General features: G+C 61.2%; 11 protein-coding genes. 1 reads left to right on the top strand and 10 read right to left on the bottom strand.

Features of this window, described 5'->3' with window-relative positions; all coding sequences use genetic code 11:
* Positions 1-114: 114 nt before the first annotated feature.
* On the bottom strand, positions 115-567 hold the full coding sequence (locus AB7M22_RS24625) for a GNAT family N-acetyltransferase (protein WP_454188041.1): 453 nt from the start codon (positions 565-567) through the stop codon (positions 115-117).
* Between the two features lie 259 nt (positions 568-826).
* On the opposite strand from AB7M22_RS24625, the gene AB7M22_RS24620 reads away from it, so the two are divergent.
* Complete coding sequence (locus tag AB7M22_RS24620) at positions 827-1,564, top strand: substrate-binding periplasmic protein (RefSeq protein ID WP_454188040.1); 738 nt, start codon at positions 827-829, stop codon at positions 1,562-1,564.
* A 148-nt stretch (positions 1,565-1,712) separates the two neighbouring features.
* Here AB7M22_RS24620 and yccS read toward each other — a convergent pair whose 3' ends face one another.
* From yccS to betI, 9 genes are all read right to left on the bottom strand, one after another.
* Positions 1,713-3,896 carry a YccS family putative transporter gene (yccS, locus tag AB7M22_RS24615; RefSeq protein WP_008010291.1) on the bottom strand — a complete coding sequence of 728 codons (2,184 nt, stop codon included), beginning with the start codon at positions 3,894-3,896 and terminating at the stop codon, positions 1,713-1,715.
* Positions 3,897-4,129: 233 nt separating this feature from the next.
* Positions 4,130-5,308, bottom strand: coding sequence for an NAD(P)/FAD-dependent oxidoreductase (locus AB7M22_RS24610; RefSeq protein WP_454188039.1), 1,179 nt, complete (start codon positions 5,306-5,308; stop codon positions 4,130-4,132).
* A 139-nt stretch (positions 5,309-5,447) separates the two neighbouring features.
* A complete protein-coding gene (gene dbpA, locus AB7M22_RS24605) occupies positions 5,448-6,785 on the bottom strand; it encodes an ATP-dependent RNA helicase DbpA (protein WP_454188853.1) in 1,338 nt (445 codons plus the stop codon).
* A gap of 133 nt (positions 6,786-6,918) precedes the next feature.
* A complete protein-coding gene (gene mdtD, locus AB7M22_RS24600) occupies positions 6,919-8,346 on the bottom strand; it encodes a multidrug transporter subunit MdtD (RefSeq protein ID WP_454188038.1) in 1,428 nt (475 codons plus the stop codon).
* Between the two features lie 137 nt (positions 8,347-8,483).
* Positions 8,484-9,833, bottom strand: a complete 1,350-nt coding sequence (locus AB7M22_RS24595) for a TldD/PmbA family protein (protein ID WP_454188037.1) — start codon at positions 9,831-9,833, stop codon at positions 8,484-8,486.
* The gene (locus tag AB7M22_RS24590; RefSeq protein ID WP_454188036.1) at positions 9,833-11,275 is read right to left on the bottom strand and encodes a TldD/PmbA family protein; all 1,443 of its coding nucleotides are present in this window, start codon (positions 11,273-11,275) and stop codon (positions 9,833-9,835) included. The genes AB7M22_RS24595 and AB7M22_RS24590 overlap by 1 nt, the downstream gene beginning before the upstream one ends.
* Positions 11,276-11,556: 281 nt before the next feature.
* On the bottom strand, positions 11,557-13,260 hold the full coding sequence (gene betA / locus AB7M22_RS24585; RefSeq protein WP_008010281.1) for a choline dehydrogenase: 1,704 nt from the start codon (positions 13,258-13,260) through the stop codon (positions 11,557-11,559).
* A gap of 170 nt (positions 13,261-13,430) precedes the next feature.
* A complete protein-coding gene (gene betB, locus AB7M22_RS24580) occupies positions 13,431-14,903 on the bottom strand; it encodes a betaine-aldehyde dehydrogenase (protein WP_454188035.1) in 1,473 nt (490 codons plus the stop codon).
* Positions 14,904-15,011: 108 nt separating this feature from the next.
* A complete protein-coding gene (gene betI / locus AB7M22_RS24575) occupies positions 15,012-15,605 on the bottom strand; it encodes a transcriptional regulator BetI (RefSeq protein ID WP_008008079.1) in 594 nt (197 codons plus the stop codon).
* Positions 15,606-15,614: the final 9 nt, after the last annotated feature.

The raw sequence follows: 15,614 nt of genomic DNA, 5'->3' as shown, positions 1-15,614 counted from the left end.
GTCGGTGCTGACGCCATCGCGGGCAAGCCCGCTCCCACCGGGTCCGGGGTGGATTGCAAATGTGTGATCCACTCGCGATCACTGTAGGAGCGAGGCTTGCCCGCGAAGAGGCCGTCAGGAACGACGCATCCCGATATGCGGAATGTCATCTTCCAGGTATTCCTCACCCACCACGACAAACCCGTACCGTCCGTAATATCCCTGCAAATGCGCCTGGGCCGAGAGGTAGATCGGCACTTCAGGCCAGTGCTTTTCTGCCTGTTTCAACGCCTGGCTCATCATTTCATGCCCAAGCCCGGTGCCGCGTGCAGCGGGAGCAATGATCACCCGGCCAATCACCACGTCGCCGCCCTGTAACTCCGGGTCGAGCAAGCGCAGGTAAGCCACCAGACGATCCCCGTCCCAGCCCATCAAATGGCAGGTGTCACCTTCCAGGTCCTGCCCGTCGATGTCCTGATAAACGCATTTCTGCTCGACGACGAACACTTCGGCGCGCAGCTGCAGAAGGGCATACAGCTGCTCTTTACCCAGATCGCTGTGGTGCTTGCAGACCCAATCGATTGTCATCTTCAGATTCCTTGAACAACGTTGCTCCGATACTAAGCGTCCTGACGTGGGATGTCTTGATGGCAGAGAAATCTGTGACAAAGGCCAAAATGCCATCATTCATTTCTCGCGAGATTGTCTTCTTTGTGTAATCTGCGATGAAGCGCTGTGCAATGTCGTCGATGAGCTAATGTTAGGACCTGGGTTTCGCCGGTAGAGGGGCCTTGGAGTTTTGGCTGAAAAACACGTCGGGCAGCCCGCCCGCTAAGGATTTTCTGGCATGCCGCGATTGCATCGAGCGTTTGCTTTGATTGGATTGCTGTTGCTGACACAGAGCGCGGCAGCGGAAAAGCTGCGTCTGGTAGCCGATGCCTGGCCTCCCTTTACCGACGCCACGCTGGTTAATGGCGGATTGGCCACGGACATCGTCAGCACCGCACTGGCCCGGGCCGGTTATGCCAGTGAGTTCGAACAGGTGCCATGGGCGCGAGCCTTGTTTGGGGTAGGCGAGGGGCGTTACGACGTGCTGGTCAACGCTTGGTACACCGACGAGCGCACGAAACTGGGGCAGTTTTCCAGCGAGTACCTGCTCAACCGCGTGCGCTTTCTCAAGCGCAAAGACGCGCCGATCGAATTCAGCAACCTGCAACAACTGCATACCTACCCGATAGCGGTGGTACGCGGTTATGCCTATTCGCACGAGTTCGATGACGATGTGTCGCTGCAGAAAGTACCGGTGCATAACTTTGCCATGGCTGTGCGCATGGTCGCGGCCGACCGGGTCAAGCTGACCCTGGAAGACGAGTTCGTCGCCCGGTATTACCTCGCCCGCGAGTCACCCAAAGTACGCAATGCCGTGGAGTTTTTGCCCAAGCCGTTGAGCGAGAACAGCCTGCATATTCTGGTGAGCCTGAAGAACCCCCAGCATGAACAGATCGTCGCCGGGTTCGACCGTGAGATTGCGGCGATGAAGGCTGATGGGAGTTATGAGAAGTTGCTCAAGCAGCATGGGATGTGATCTGAAAGGACTGCGGTGTCTGAGCTGACGTCTTCGCGGGCAAGCCTCGCTCCTACAGATTAGGTGTCTGGCACAAATCCCGTAGCCGACACTGATTCTGTAGGAGCGAGGCTTGCTCGCGAAGGGGCCGGCCCTGTCACTAAAAGTCTCAAGCCTCGCTCGTATCCTTGATCAAATGCGCCGCCAACGTCCGCAACGGCCCCAGTTGCCGGCAGATCAACGCCAGTTGCGTCTGCACCAACCGCTGCCCTTCATCGATCTCATCCGGCATCTGCTCAAGCCCATTGGCCAGCGCTTCTTCCTCATCACTCTGAATCGCAATCGGCTGTTTGCTCGCCAGGCCTTGGGCGATTTCGTCGAGGCTGGTGGCCAGACTCACGCCGGCGCCGTCGACCAAATGCTCGCGCACGTCCGACGGTAGTTGGGTTTCACGGTGTGCCCCCAGCCCCGACAAATAGCTGAGCAAGGTGTGCGACAACACCAGGAAACGGAACCCGACGTCCGCTTCCTTACGGAAATGGCCCGGCTCCATCAGCATGTTGGCCAGCGTCGTCGACAACGCGGCATCGGCGTTGTGCGCGTTGCGTCGAGCCAGGCGATAAGCCAGGTCGTCGCTTTTACCGGCGGCGTATTGCTGCATGATCTGGCGCAGGTAAATGCTGTTGCAGGTCAGGGTGTTGGCCAGCACTTTGTTCAGGCGTCGACCCTGCCAGTCCGGCAGGAACAGGAATACCGCCAGCCCGGCGATCAGACTGCCGAGCAAGGTATCGAACAGTCGCGGCAGAAGCAGCCCATAACCATCGCCCACCTGGTTGAAGCAGAACAGCACCATGAGCGTGATCGCGGCTGTCGCCAGGGTGTAGCGGGTGGTGCGGTTGGTAAAGAACACCACCCCTGCAACGATGGCGAAGCTCGACTGGATCAACGGGTTGGGGAACAGATCGAACAGCGCCCAGGCCACGGTCAGGCCAATGGCGGTGCCGATGATCCGCTGCCCGAGTTTGCGGCGGGTGGCGCCGTAGTTCGGCTGACAGACAAACAGCGTGGTGAGGATGATCCAGTAACCTTGCGACGGGTGGATCAAATGCACCATCGCGTAGCCGATGCTCAACGCCAGGGGCAGGCGCAGGGCATGGCGGAACAGCAAGGACGTCGGCGTCAGCTGCGTGCGCAAGCGTATCCAGACATCCTTGAGGCTGCGTGGCGAACGGTCGAGCAGGCTGCTGTCGGTGGCGTCTGCGAGCGCATCGGGGTTGCTGGCGTCGCTGAGTAAACGGTCGAGGGTGCCGAGGTTGGCGGCCAACGCTCGCAACGAACGCAACAGGCCGCGCCACGCCGGATTGCTCTGGATACGCAGGTGTTCGAGGGACGCGTGCAGGTCGCTCAGGGCCTCGGCGAAGCTTGCGTCATAGGTGAATGGCTGGCGCATCTGGATCGATTCGGCCAGCGCGCGGCAAGCCTTGCCTTGCTGGCGCAGCAGGCGCTGACAGCGGAACAGCACGTCGCTGTGGAAGAACGCTTCGGCCAACGCGTTGTAGGGGTAGTGTGAGGAACTGGCGCGCTCGTGAATGTCCTGAGCGAGGAAGTACAGCTTCAGATAACGGCTGACTTTCACGCCCGGCCGACCGTCGCCGACCCGATGCAGAATGATTTCCTTGGCGGCGTTCAGGGCCGCCACCACCCGACCATTCTGTTGGGCCAGTTCCAGGCGCCGCGCTTCCACGTCCATCTGGCGGATCGGTTCGAACAGCGACGATTTCAGTTTCAGGTAATAACCCAGTTCACGGAACAACCGCGCCAGGCTTTGCTGCACCGGCTGGTTGGAAAACATTGCCTGCCACAGCACCGAGAGCAAGCCATACCAGGCCGCACCGGCCACCAGCAGCACCGGCTCGTGCCAGAAGTCAGTGACCGCGCCGCCTCGTTGGTCCACGCCGATCATGGTGTAGACCGATAGAATCAGCGTCGCTGAAGCGATCGCGCCATACCGTTCGCCCAGCGCGCCGAGCATGGTCAGGCAGAAGCTGGCCAGGGCAAAGGCGATGATAAAGAGGACGGGGTAGGGGAAGAGCAGTTCGACGGACAGGGCGGCGACCATAAAACACACCAGCGTCACGGCCAGTGCGTTGAGGCGACCCTGCCAACTGTCGTCGGTTTCAGCCAGGGCGCTCGCGATGATCCCCAGGAACAACGGGATCAGCAGCCCCATTTCATCCTGATACCAACACAGCGCCATGCTGCCGGTCAGGGCGATGAATACCCGCACGCTGTAGCTGAATTTATCCAGCGCCCAGAGGCGACGCAGAGACTGCCGAAATGTGGTCGATGACATGAAGTGCGAAGGCCTTCCGAGGCAATGACGCTAAATTGAGCCACTAATGACGCCGACGCAATGGCGCCGATCACATCTGACAGCAAAATCTGTTCCTTGCGCACTCTGTGTTGCCTGTCGGGACGCCTTCGCGGGCAAGCCTCGCTCCTACAGGTTTTGTGTCGCCACAAAAATTGCGGCAACTCCGCCCCGTAGGAGCGAGGCTTGCCCGCGAAGAACGATAACGCGGTCGATCAGACGTACTGCGCGGCGGCGTAACCGGAGGCCCATGCCCACTGGAAATTGAAGCCACCCAGATGCCCGGTGACATCGAGCACTTCACCGATGAAATACAGCCCTGGGCTTTTCAGCGATTCCATGGTCTTGGACGACACTTCGCGCGTGTCGACGCCGCCCAGGGTCACTTCGGCAGTGCGGTAGCCTTCAGTGCCGGCCGGCACGACTTTCCAGCTCGCCAGTTTTTCGGCGATGTCGGCCAGCTCGGCGTGGGTGTACTGCTTCATCGGTTTGGAGACGAACCAGTTGTCCGCCAACAGGTTGGCCATCTTCTTGGTGAAGATTTCACCGAGCAGGGTTTTCAACTCGCTATTCGGGCGTTCGGCCTGCTGCTGTTGCAGCCAGCTCGGTACGTCGTGATCCGGCATCAGGTTGATTTCCACCGTGTCGCCGGATTCCCAGAACGACGAAATCTGCAAGATCGCCGGCCCGCTGAGGCCGCGGTGGGTGAACAGGATGTTTTCGCGGAAACTCTGATCGTTGCAGCTCACCAGGCAATCCACCGACGTACCGGACAGCTCGGTGCAAAGCTCCTTGAGCTGATCGGTGATGGTGAACGGCACGAGGCCGGCGCGGGTTGGTAGCAGGTCGTGACCGAACTGCTTGGCCACTTGATAACCGAAACCGGTGGCGCCCAGGGTCGGAATCGACAAGCCGCCCGTGGCGATCACCAGGGATTCGCAGGTGATCTGGCCCAGCGTGGTATCCAGCAGATAACCGCTTTCCAGCTTCTCGATGGTCTGAATCGAGGTGTCGAGGTGCAGGCTGACGCCGACCTGATCGCACTCGTCGAGCAGCAGGCCGAGGATGTCGCTGGATTTGTTATCGCAGAACAACTGGCCGAGTTTCTTCTCGTGGTACGGCACGCCGTGTTTGGCCACCAGACCGATGAAATCCCACTGGGTGTAGCGCGCCAGGGCAGATTTGCAAAAATGCTCGTTCTGCGAGAGGAAATTGCCCGGTTCGGTGTACATGTTGGTGAAATTGCAGCGGCCACCGCCTGACATGAGGATTTTCTTGCCGGCCTTGTTCGCATGATCGAGCAACATCACCTTGCGCCCGCGCCCGGCGGCGGTCAGCGCACACATCAACCCTGCGGCGCCAGCGCCAATGATCACGACTTCGGTAGAGCGCAAAACGGTGTCCTCACAAGGGCTAACTCAAATCCCGTAGGAGCGAGGCTTGCCCGCGAAGAACGATAACTCGGTCTACCTGATGCACCGTGTAATCGTTCTTCGCGGGCAAGCCTCGCTCCTACGGGGGGCGGTGGCGGTTTTACAGGATGCGCACGCGCAGCGAGCGGCCTTTGATTTTACCGTCGTTCAGGCGCTGCAAGGCTTGCTTGGCGATCCCGCGCTCCACGGCCACATAAGCCTGGAAGTCGAAAATCGCAATCTTGCCGACCTGGGCACCCGGGATGCCGGCATCGCCAGTCAGTGCGCCGAGAATGTCGCCCGGACGTACCTTGTCTTTACGGCCCGCACCAATGCACAGCGTGCTCATCACCGGCAGCAGCGGTGCGCCGCCCTGGGATTTGAGGTTGCTCAGCTGATCCCAGCTCAACGGCGACTTCTGCAGCAGCTCGATGGCCTGGGCGCGGTGGGCTTCGGACGGGGCGACCAGGCTGATCGCGATGCCTTTCTCGCCCGCACGACCGGTACGGCCGACACGGTGAATGTGGATTTCCGAGTCACGGGCCAGTTCGACGTTGATCACCATGTCCAGCGCATCGATGTCCAGACCGCGCGCGGCAACATCGGTGGCGACCAGTACCGAAGTACTGCGGTTGGCGAACATCGCCAACACCTGATCGCGGTCACGCTGTTCCAGGTCACCCTGCAGACCGACGGCGGAGATGCCTTTGGAGGTCAGGTGATCAACGGTTTCCTGAACCTGCTGCTTGGTGAAGCAGAAGGCAACGCAGGACGCTGGACGGAAATGCGCGAGGACTTTGACCACCGCGTCCATGCGCTCTTCCGGAGAGATCTCGTAGAAGCGCTGCTCGATCTGCGTATCGTCGTGGAACGCCTCGGCCTTCACGATCTGAGGGGTGCGCATGAATTTCGACGCCAGTTGCTTGATGCCCACCGGATACGTGGCGGAGAACAGCAGGGTCTGGCGGCGCTCCGGGGTCTGGGCGATGATTTCTTCAATGGAGTCGTAGAAACCCATGTCGAGCATGCGGTCGGCTTCGTCGAGGATCAGCGTGTTCAGGCCATGGAGCACCAGCGAACCCTTGCGCAAGTGCTGCTGGATGCGCCCGGGAGTGCCGACGATGATGTGCGCGCCGTGCTCCAGGGAGCCGATCTGCGGGCCGAAAGACACGCCGCCACACAGGGTCAGGACCTTGATGTTGTCTTCGGCACGGGCCAGGCGACGGATTTCCTTGGCAACCTGGTCGGCCAGCTCGCGAGTCGGGCAAATGACCAGCGCCTGGCAACCGAAGAAGCGCGGATTGATCGGGTTCAACAGACCGATACCGAAGGCGGCGGTTTTGCCGCTGCCGGTCTTGGCTTGGGCGATCAGGTCCATCCCCTTGAGGATCACCGGCAAGCTTTGCGCCTGGATCGGCGTCATCTGGGCATAACCGAGGGAGTCGAGGTTAGCCAGCATGGCGGCGGACAGCGGCAAAGTATTAAAAGCGGTGGCGATGGTGGTCACGGGACTGGCCTGCAAAACAAAATGTCGCGCAGTGTATCAGTCTCATGGCCATTCGCCTGAAGTTTCCGGACGAGAAGTCGTAGGGTCAGTGCTCGATATCGTGCTCGCGGCTGACCGTCCGTCGGCCATCCTTGGGTGAAAGCTGCGAGAAGATCGTTGCAGCCAGCATCGCCATGATTCCGACCGTCACAAACGTCAGCTGGAACGCGCCCAGAACCGTGTCCACGCCGTCATTGCCGATCTCTGCCGTGAAGCCACCGAGCAGGGCGCCCGCGCAGGCCACACCGAGGCTCAGGGACAATTGCGCGACTACCGACAGCAAACTGTTGCCGCTGCTGGCGCTGGCGTCGTCGAGGTCGATCAGGGTGACGGTGTTCATCGCGGTGAACTGCAAGGAGTTGATCGCCCCCAGAACCGCCAGCTGAGCCAGCAGCAGCCAATACGGCGTCTGCTCGCTGACCAGGCCCATGCTTGCCAGCATGATCCCCAGCGCCAGTGTGTTGCCGGTCAGCACGGTGCGGTAGCCGAAGCGTTCGATCAGCGGCCGCGCCACCGACTTGGCGACCATCGCGGCCGCAGCCAGGGGCAGCATGCTCATCCCGGCCTGTGACGGCGAATAACCCAGCGCCACTTGCAGCAACAACGGCACCAGAAATGGCAATGCGCCGCTGCCGAGGCGAGCGAACAAGTTGCCGAGGATGCCCACCGCGAAGGTCCGGGTCTTGAACAGCGATGGCGCAAACAGCGGATTGTCGATGTGCCCAGCCCGCAGCCAATACGCCGCCAGACAGGCCATGCCGCCAAACAGCAGCAACATCACCCGCAAGTGCGGCAGGTGCAGTTCGCCGAGGCCTTCCATGGCGATGGTGATCAGCACCATCGCCGCGCCGAACAGCAAAAAGCCCAGGCTATCGAAGCGGGTGCGCTCACTGCCGCGCAGGTCGGGAATGAATTTCCATACTGCGTAGCAACCGAGGACGCCCACCGGCAGGTTGATCAGGAAGATCCAGTGCCAGGTCAGGTATTGCACCATCCAGCCGCCCATGGTCGGGCCGATCAGCGGGCCGAGCAGGCCTGGAATGGTAATGAACCCCATGATCCGCACCAGCTCCGAGCGCGGATACGCGCGCAGCACCACCAATCGACCGACCGGCAACATCAAGGCGCCGCCGAGCCCCTGAATCACTCGGGCGCCGATGAGCATGCTCAGGGTGCTCGACAAGGCGCAAAGCAATGAGCCGAGGCTGAACAGGAGGATCGCGCCGAAAAAGATCTTTTTGGTGCCGAAGCGATCGGCGATCCAGCCGGAGGCGGGGATCAGTAAGGCGACGGTGAGCATGTAGGCGATGATTACGCCCTGCATGCGCAGCGGGTCTTCGGCCAAGTCCCGAGCCATGGCGGGGAGGGCGGTGTTGAGGATAGTCCCGTCGAGGGACTGCATGAAGAAGGCAATGGCCACAACCCACGGTACCCAGCGGGCGGTGACGGCGTCGAGAGGTGGGCGGTTGGGCATGGGACCTCTTGTGGGCGGAGTTGATCGTTCCCACGCTCCGCGTGGGAATGCATCCTGTGACGCTCTGCGTCACGCCTGCAATGGGACGCGGAGCGTCCCGGGCGGCGTTCCCACGCAGAGCGTGGGAACGATCTGTGTCAGAGCGTCAACGTAAGTCGGCTGACGAGCGCACCCGGCAATAACGCCGAAGCAGTCGCCCGCTGACTGTAGGTGCTGGCCGACAACAGCAGTTCGCGCTCCTTGGTCAACGCTTCGAGCTGCGAACCGAGCAGGCTGTAGACGCTGTCATCGAAACGCATGGTGCTGACCGGCGCCTGAATCTCGCCGTTCTCGACCCAGAAAGTCGCAAATCGCGTCATGCCGGTCAGGCGCGCCGCCGGTTGGTCCGAGTAGTTCAGGTACCACAGGTTGCTGATGTAGAGCCCGGTGCCGAGGCGCTTGAGGATGTCTGCCTGCTCCAGGTTGCCGCCTTGCATGACCAGCGCCGTCGGGTATTCATGGCTGCTCGCGCCGTTGGCAGTGAGGCCGTATTCGGCGGCGCTGCGGGAATTGATCAGTCGGGCATTGGCCATGCCTTTGGCGATCAACCCCAGATCATCGCGGGGGTAACCTTCGTCGGAAAACGCCGGGCTCAAGGAGCCGCTGACCTGCTCACTCAACCATACGTCGGGGCTGAAGCCGGTTTCGCTGGCGTAGAGCTTCTGCAGCGGGCTCTGTTTGCTGGCAATCGCCTGGGCCGAAAACCCGCCCCAGCTCAGCATGCCCATGATTTCTTCCAGTGCTGCCGGCGCGAGATAGGCGCGGTATTCGCCGGGCGCCAGCGTGCGCAATGGTCGACCCAGAAACGCCAACTGCTCGCGGGCCTGCTGGAAGCGCCTGGCAAATCCTTCGCTGTTCCAGTCGTGCCCGGCATAGCTGGCTTTCACCGCCTGACCGTTTTCATGAAATAGGCTGAAATCGAAGTTGAAGCTGTTGGCCTGATGCCAGCCGAACGCGCCCGAGGAACTGGCGAAACCGCGACTGATCGGCCCGGCGGCATAGAAACCGACCAGGTCCAGACCCTCGGCAGCCTGAGTGATTTCAGCGACCACTTGCTCGGTGTCCGGCAGCGGATGCTCCTGCACGTTGTTGCTCTGCCAGTCGTTATGATTGAGCTGCAGGTACGGGTCCTGAGGCAACAGTGGCAGGGTTTCGCGCAACTGCTGCAGACCTTCGGCCAGACGCTGAAGATCAACTTCGTGGTCGCCCGACAGCGTGATATTCAGATCGGCATGGCGACCATCGTTGATCAATTTGAACCCGACACTCGCTTGCTGCACCTGCCCGGCCTGGCGGACCTTGGCGTGGTTGAAACGCACGAAAGCCGACGACTCGGCGGCGTAGCTAAGGGTGAATTGCTCCGGCGTGCGCAGTGCATCGCGCAGCCAATTGACCAGGTCCTTGAATGACTCGGCCTGGCTATTTGAAGTGCTCGTGGCAGTACTCATCAGGCATCTCCCCCAAACACATCCACATTGCTGAACACACAGGCCGGCGACGCATGGCCGACGCGGATCACCTGGTTCGGTTCGCCCTTGCCGCAGTTCGGCGTGCCTAGCACTTTGACGGTGTTGGCATCGCCGACAGCGCTGAGGCTTTTCCAGAATTGTGCGGAAATCGCCCGGTAGTTCGGGTTTTTCACCACACCCTTGAGTTTGCCGTTTTCGATCAACTGGCCCCATTCGCAACCGAACTGGAATTTGTTGCGCGCATCGTCGATGGACCACGAACGGTTGGTGCTCATCAAAATGCCGTGCTCGATATTGCCGATCAGTTGCTCGAGCGGCTGATCGCCGGGCTCGATGTTGAGGTTGGCCATGCGGTCGATCGGCGGACGGTTCCAACCACAGGCGCGGCTGTTGGCGACGCCGTCGAGGCCTGCACGGAATTGCGACAGCGCACCACCGAGCGGGCGCAGCAGCAAACCTTCTTTAATCAGGAACTGCTTGCTGGCAGCGCTGCCGTCGTCGTCATGGCCGTAGCTGGCGAGTTGCTCGGGGATGTCCGGGTCGAACGTGACGTTGAGCAGTTCGGAGCCGTATTGCAGGCTGCCAAAGTCTTCTGCCTTGACGAAACTGGTGCCGGCGTAATTGCGCTCATCGCCGAGGATGCGGTCGAGTTCCAGCGGGTGACCGATGGACTCGTGGATCTGCAGCATCATCTGGTCGGGCATCAGCAGCAAGTCGCGCGGGCCTTGCGGGGTGTTCGGCGCCAGCAGCAATTGCAGCGCCTGATCGGCGACTTTCGGGCCCGCACCGATCAGGCCGCAACGGCTGATCACATCAAAGCCGCCTTGTTGGCCGAAATTTTCGCGGCCCAGGGTGCGGGTCTGGCTGTCGTTGCCGTCGTAGGCGGTGACGTCCAGGCTCGGGTAGACGAAGCGCTGGGCCTGACGCAGCTCGGCACCGGCGCTGTTGAGGTAGATTTGCTCGACGTTGGTGATGCCGATGCTCGCCTGCCAGTTCACCAGTCGCTCGTCCTTGGGCACGGCGGCGGATTCGGCGCCGAGCAACTGGTAGCAATCGCTGAGGGACGGGAAGGGCTGGTCGAAGTTGGGTGAGAAATAGTCGGCGCGGTCGCTGGAAACGGCTTGCTCGCGCAGGTCGAGAAGAGCGTGAGGCTTGAGTCGACGGGCTTGTTGTTCAGCTTTCTCCAGCGCAGCTTGCAGTCCGGATTGGGACAGGTCGTTGGTGGCGGCATAGGCTTCGACGCCGTTGACCCGAACGGTCAGCATCGCGCCTTCGTCGCGGCTCAGGCTCGGCGGTTCGGCGACATTCTTGCGCACCGACAGGTACTGGCCGGACTCGCGCACATAACGCAGCGAAAAGAATTCAGCGCCCGTGCGCAAGGCAGCGAAGCGCTGCTTGAGCTGGGGGTGGAAATCGAACATTCGGGAACCTCCTTGGTATGGAGTTGCGATGTATCGGTATTGCGAGGGGATGAAACGTTTGCGTGGCGCTAGATTAGGCCCGGGCGGGGGGTAGATCAAGGGCGCAGCGGTGTAGGGAGGGATTGCCAGGATGTGTCAGGTCGAGATGTGTTGTCTGGTCGGGCCCCTTCGCGGGCAAGCCCGCTCCCACAGGGACCTTGGGTGGATCACACATTTGCAATCCAACCCGGAACCTGTGGGAGCGGGCTTGCCCGCGATAGGCGCGCCTCGATGTAACTGCCTTACTGAGCAGTCAGGCTCACATCCCGCAACGGCTTGCCACGCACCGGTGCATCACCGGCCACGTAGTAATCGGCCTTGCTGCGTGGCAATGGCTTGCGACCGCGGATCTTGTCGGCGATTTTCTCGGCCATCATGATCGTTGGCGCGTTCAGGTTGCCGGTGGTGATGATCGGCATGATCGAGGCATCGACCACGCGCAAGGCTTGCATGCCGTGCACACGACCTTCGCCATCGACCACGGCCATTTCGTCGGTGCCCATCTTGCACGAGCAGGACGGGTGGAACGCGGTTTCGGCGTGTTCGCGGATGAACTTGTCCAGCTGCTCATCGGTTTGCACGTCGATGCCCGGGCTGATTTCACGACCACGGAAGGCGTCCAGTGCAGGCTGCTGCATGATTTCACGGGTCAGGCGGATGCCATCGCGAAATTCCTGCCAGTCCTGCTCGGTGGCCATGTAGTTGAACAGGATGCTCGGGTACTCGCGCGGATCCTTGGACTTGGCCTGGATGCGACCACGGCTTGGCGAACGCATGGAGCCCATGTGCGCCTGGAAACCGTGCTCTTTCACACCGTTGCTGCCGTTGTAGTTAATCGCCACCGGCAGGAAGTGGTACTGAATGTTCGGCCAATCGAATTCCGGACGGGTGCGAATGAAACCGCCGGCTTCGAACTGGTTGCTGGCGCCGATACCGGTGCCGTTGAACAGCCACTCGGCACCGATGGCCGGCTGGTTGTGCAGCAGCAGCGAGGGGTACAGCGAGACCGGTTGGGTGCAGGCGTATTGCAGGTACAACTCAAGGTGATCCTGCAGGTTTTCACCAACGCCCGGCAGGTCATGGACCACCGGGATGTCGAGTTTCTTCAGCAGTTCGGCCGGGCCGACGCCGGAGCGTTGCAGAATCTGCGGCGAAGCGATGGCGCCGGAGCACAGCAGCACTTCTTTGCGGGCACGGACTTCAACGCGCTCTTCAGCGGCGCCGATCAGGTAACGCACGCCGACCGCACGTTTGCCTTCGAACAGGATCTTGTCGGTCAGGGCGTGGGTAACGATGGTCAGGGTCGAACGCTTCTTGGCGACGTCCAGGTAACCGCGAGCGGTACTCGCGCGGCGGCCATTCGGCGTCACGGTGCGGTCCATCGGGCCGAAACCTTCCTGCTGGTAGCCGTTGAGGTCTACGGTACGCGGGTAACCGGCTTGCACGCCGGCTTCAACCATCGCGTGGAACAGCGGGTTGTTACCGGCTTTCGGCGTGGTCACGCTGACCGGACCGTCGCCACCGTGGTAGTCGTTCGGGCCGATGTCACGGGTTTCCGCCTTGCGGAAGTACGGCAGGCAGTCGAGGTAGGTCCAGTCTTCCAGACCGGGCAGTTTCGACCAGTTGTCGTAGTCCATGGCGTTACCACGGATGTAGCACATGCCGTTGATCAGCGAAGAACCACCCAGGCCCTTGCCGCGACCGCATTCCATCCGGCGACCGTCCATGTGTGGCTCCGGATCGGTTTCATACGCCCAGTTGTAGCGACGACCTTGCAGCGGGAACGCCAGGGCGGCCGGCATTTGCGTGCGGAAATCCAGACGGTAGTCCGGGCCGCCCGCTTCGAGCAGCAGGACGGTGACGCCTTCGTCTTCAGTCAGACGGGTCGCCAGGGTGTTACCGGCCGAGCCGGCACCGATGATGATGTAATCGAATTCTTGGGACATTGAATGCACCCTCTTTGAAAGTGGTCAGGTCGACGAGTGCTTCGCACTCGATCGCGGGCAAGCCACGCTCCCACAGGGATCGGGGGCACCGCAGATTTGGCGAACGACGCCAAACCTGTGGGAGCTGGCTTGCCTGCGATAGCGATCTCGCAGGCGAAGCAAATTCCGCCTTAGAAAACCGAGGCGTAATCGCCCAGTTCGACCTGTACCGATTTGATGCGTGTGAAGTTATTCAGCGAGCTGATGCCGTTCTCACGACCCACACCCGACTGCTTGTAGCCGCCGACCGGCATCTTGGCGTCGGACTCGCCCCAGGCGTTGATCCAGCAGATACCGGCTTCCAGTTGATGGATCACACGGTGAGCGCGATTCAGGTCTTTGGTGACGACGCCAGCGGCCAGGCCGAACTCGGTGTCGTTGGCGCGACGGATCACTTCTTCTTCGGTTTCGTAAGCCAGAATGCTCATCACCGGGCCGAAGATTTCTTCGCGAACGATGGTCATCTCGTCGGTGCAGTCGGTGAACACGGTCGGTGCCACGAACGCGCCTTTGGCGAATTCGCCGTCGGTCAGACGATCGCCGCCGCACAGCAGGCGGGCGCCTTCTTCCTTACCTTTGGCGATGTAACCCAGCACGCTTTCCATGTGGGCGAAGCTGACCAGCGGGCCGAAGTTGGTGTTTTCGTCTTCCGGGTTGCCGACGCGAATGCGGGCAACGCGCTCAACGATCTTGGCTTCGAACGCAGCTTTCAGGTGGCTCGGTACGAACACGCGAGTGCCGTTGGTGCAGACCTGACCGGAGCTGTAGAAGTTGGCCATCATCGCGGTGTCGGCGGCGCGATCGAGGTCGGCGTCGTCGAAGATGATCAGCGGGGATTTGCCGCCCAGTTCCATGGTCACGTCTTTCAGCGACGAGGCAGAAGCACTGGCCATGACCTTCTTGCCGGTGTCGGTGCCGCCGGTGAAGGAAATTTTTTCGATGCGTGGGTGCTCGGTCAGCCAGGTGCCGACTTCACGGCCGCTGCCGGTCAGTACGTTGAACACGCCGGCTGGCAGGCCTGCTTCGGTGTAGATCTCGGCCAGTTTCAGCGTGGTCAGGGAGGTGACTTCGCTTGGCTTGAAGATCATTGCGTTACCGGCTGCCAGGGCCGGTGCGGATTTCCACAAAGCGATCTGGATCGGGTAGTTCCACGCGCCGATACCGGCCACGACGCCCAGCGGCTCGCGACGGGTGTAGACGAACGACGTGGTGCGCAGCGGAATCTGTTCGCCTTCGATGGCCGGCACCAGGCCTGCGTAGTACTCCAGCACGTCAGCGCCGGTAACGATGTCGACGTAACGGGTTTCGGAGTACGCCTTGCCGGTGTCCAGGGTTTCCAGGGCGGCCAGTTCATCGTTGCGCTCGCGCAGGATGTCGACGGCACGACGCAGGATGCGCGAACGCTCCATGGCAGTCATCGCAGCCCAGATTTTCTGGCCCTTTTCGGCACTGACCACAGCGCGCTCAACGTCTTCCTTGGTCGCACGTTGTACGGTTGCGAGGACTTCACCGTTAGCCGGGTTGATGGCTTCGAAAGTGGCGTCGCTGCTGGCGTCGGAGTAACCGCCATCGATGTAGAGTTTTTGCAGTTCGAAACGGGCCATAAAGTCCTCGCAAGTGCATAAGTTAGTTGGCGTTAACCACCGGGCGTGCCGTAAAGCCTTGGCAACGCTGGTCAGTGGCGGTTCAGGTGCTGAGCGGTTCTGTGTGCTCTAACTCACCTGCTTGGCCAGTTGGAAATCCATGTATTCGTAAGCGATCTGGTGCGCCTGCCCGGTGTCGAAAGCATCTCCCGACAGCGCGCCGCGCAACCACAAACCATCAATGAGGGCTGCCAGGCCACGGGCGGCGCTGCGCGCTTGATCAAGCGGCAACACACGGCGGAACTGGCAGCACAGGTTGGAATACAGACGGTGATCGTTGATCCGCTGCAACCTGTGCAATGACGGGTGGTGCATGCTGGTGGCCCAGAAGGCCAGCCAGGTTTTCATTGCCGGGCCATTGACCTGGCTGGCGTCGAAGTTGCCTTCGATAATCACCTGAAGGTGAGCCCGTGGGCTGGTGTCCTCCAGCGCCTGACGGCGCGCGGTGACGTTCTCGCTGAGGACACTCATCAGATACTGCGCCGTGGCGGCGATCAGGCCGTTCTTGTCCTGAAAGTAGTGACTGATGATGCCATTCGAGACACCGGCCAAACGGGCGATCAGCGCAATGCTGGCGTCCCCCATGCCGACCTGATCGACGGCCTGTAGCGTGGCTTCGATCAATTGCTGGCGGCGGATGGGTTGCATACCGACCTTGGGCATCTTGCACAT

It is taken from the genome of Pseudomonas sp. ADAK2 TE3594 (assembly GCF_053628675.1).
The sequence above is the reverse complement of the archived record's forward strand: the minus strand, read 5'-3'. Positions and strand labels throughout refer to the sequence as shown.

Excerpts from the sequence above, each read along its gene's own strand:
- AB7M22_RS24625 (WP_454188041.1), bottom strand. The coding sequence starts at position 567 with ATGACAATCGATTGGGTCTGCAAGCACCACAGCGATCTGGGTAAAGAG.
- AB7M22_RS24620 (WP_454188040.1), top strand. The coding sequence starts at position 827 with ATGCCGCGATTGCATCGAGCGTTTGCTTTGATTGGATTGCTGTTGCTG.
- yccS (WP_008010291.1), bottom strand. The coding sequence starts at position 3,896 with ATGTCATCGACCACATTTCGGCAGTCTCTGCGTCGCCTCTGGGCGCTG.
- dbpA (WP_454188853.1), bottom strand. The coding sequence starts at position 6,785 with ATGCTGGCTAACCTCGACTCCCTCGGTTATGCCCAGATGACGCCGATC.
- mdtD (WP_454188038.1), bottom strand. The coding sequence starts at position 8,346 with ATGCCCAACCGCCCACCTCTCGACGCCGTCACCGCCCGCTGGGTACCG.
- AB7M22_RS24595 (WP_454188037.1), bottom strand. The coding sequence starts at position 9,833 with ATGAGTACTGCCACGAGCACTTCAAATAGCCAGGCCGAGTCATTCAAG.
- AB7M22_RS24590 (WP_454188036.1), bottom strand. The coding sequence starts at position 11,275 with ATGTTCGATTTCCACCCCCAGCTCAAGCAGCGCTTCGCTGCCTTGCGC.
- betA (WP_008010281.1), bottom strand. The coding sequence starts at position 13,260 with ATGTCCCAAGAATTCGATTACATCATCATCGGTGCCGGCTCGGCCGGT.
- betB (WP_454188035.1), bottom strand. The coding sequence starts at position 14,903 with ATGGCCCGTTTCGAACTGCAAAAACTCTACATCGATGGCGGTTACTCC.
- betI (WP_008008079.1), bottom strand. The coding sequence starts at position 15,605 with ATGCCCAAGGTCGGTATGCAACCCATCCGCCGCCAGCAATTGATCGAA.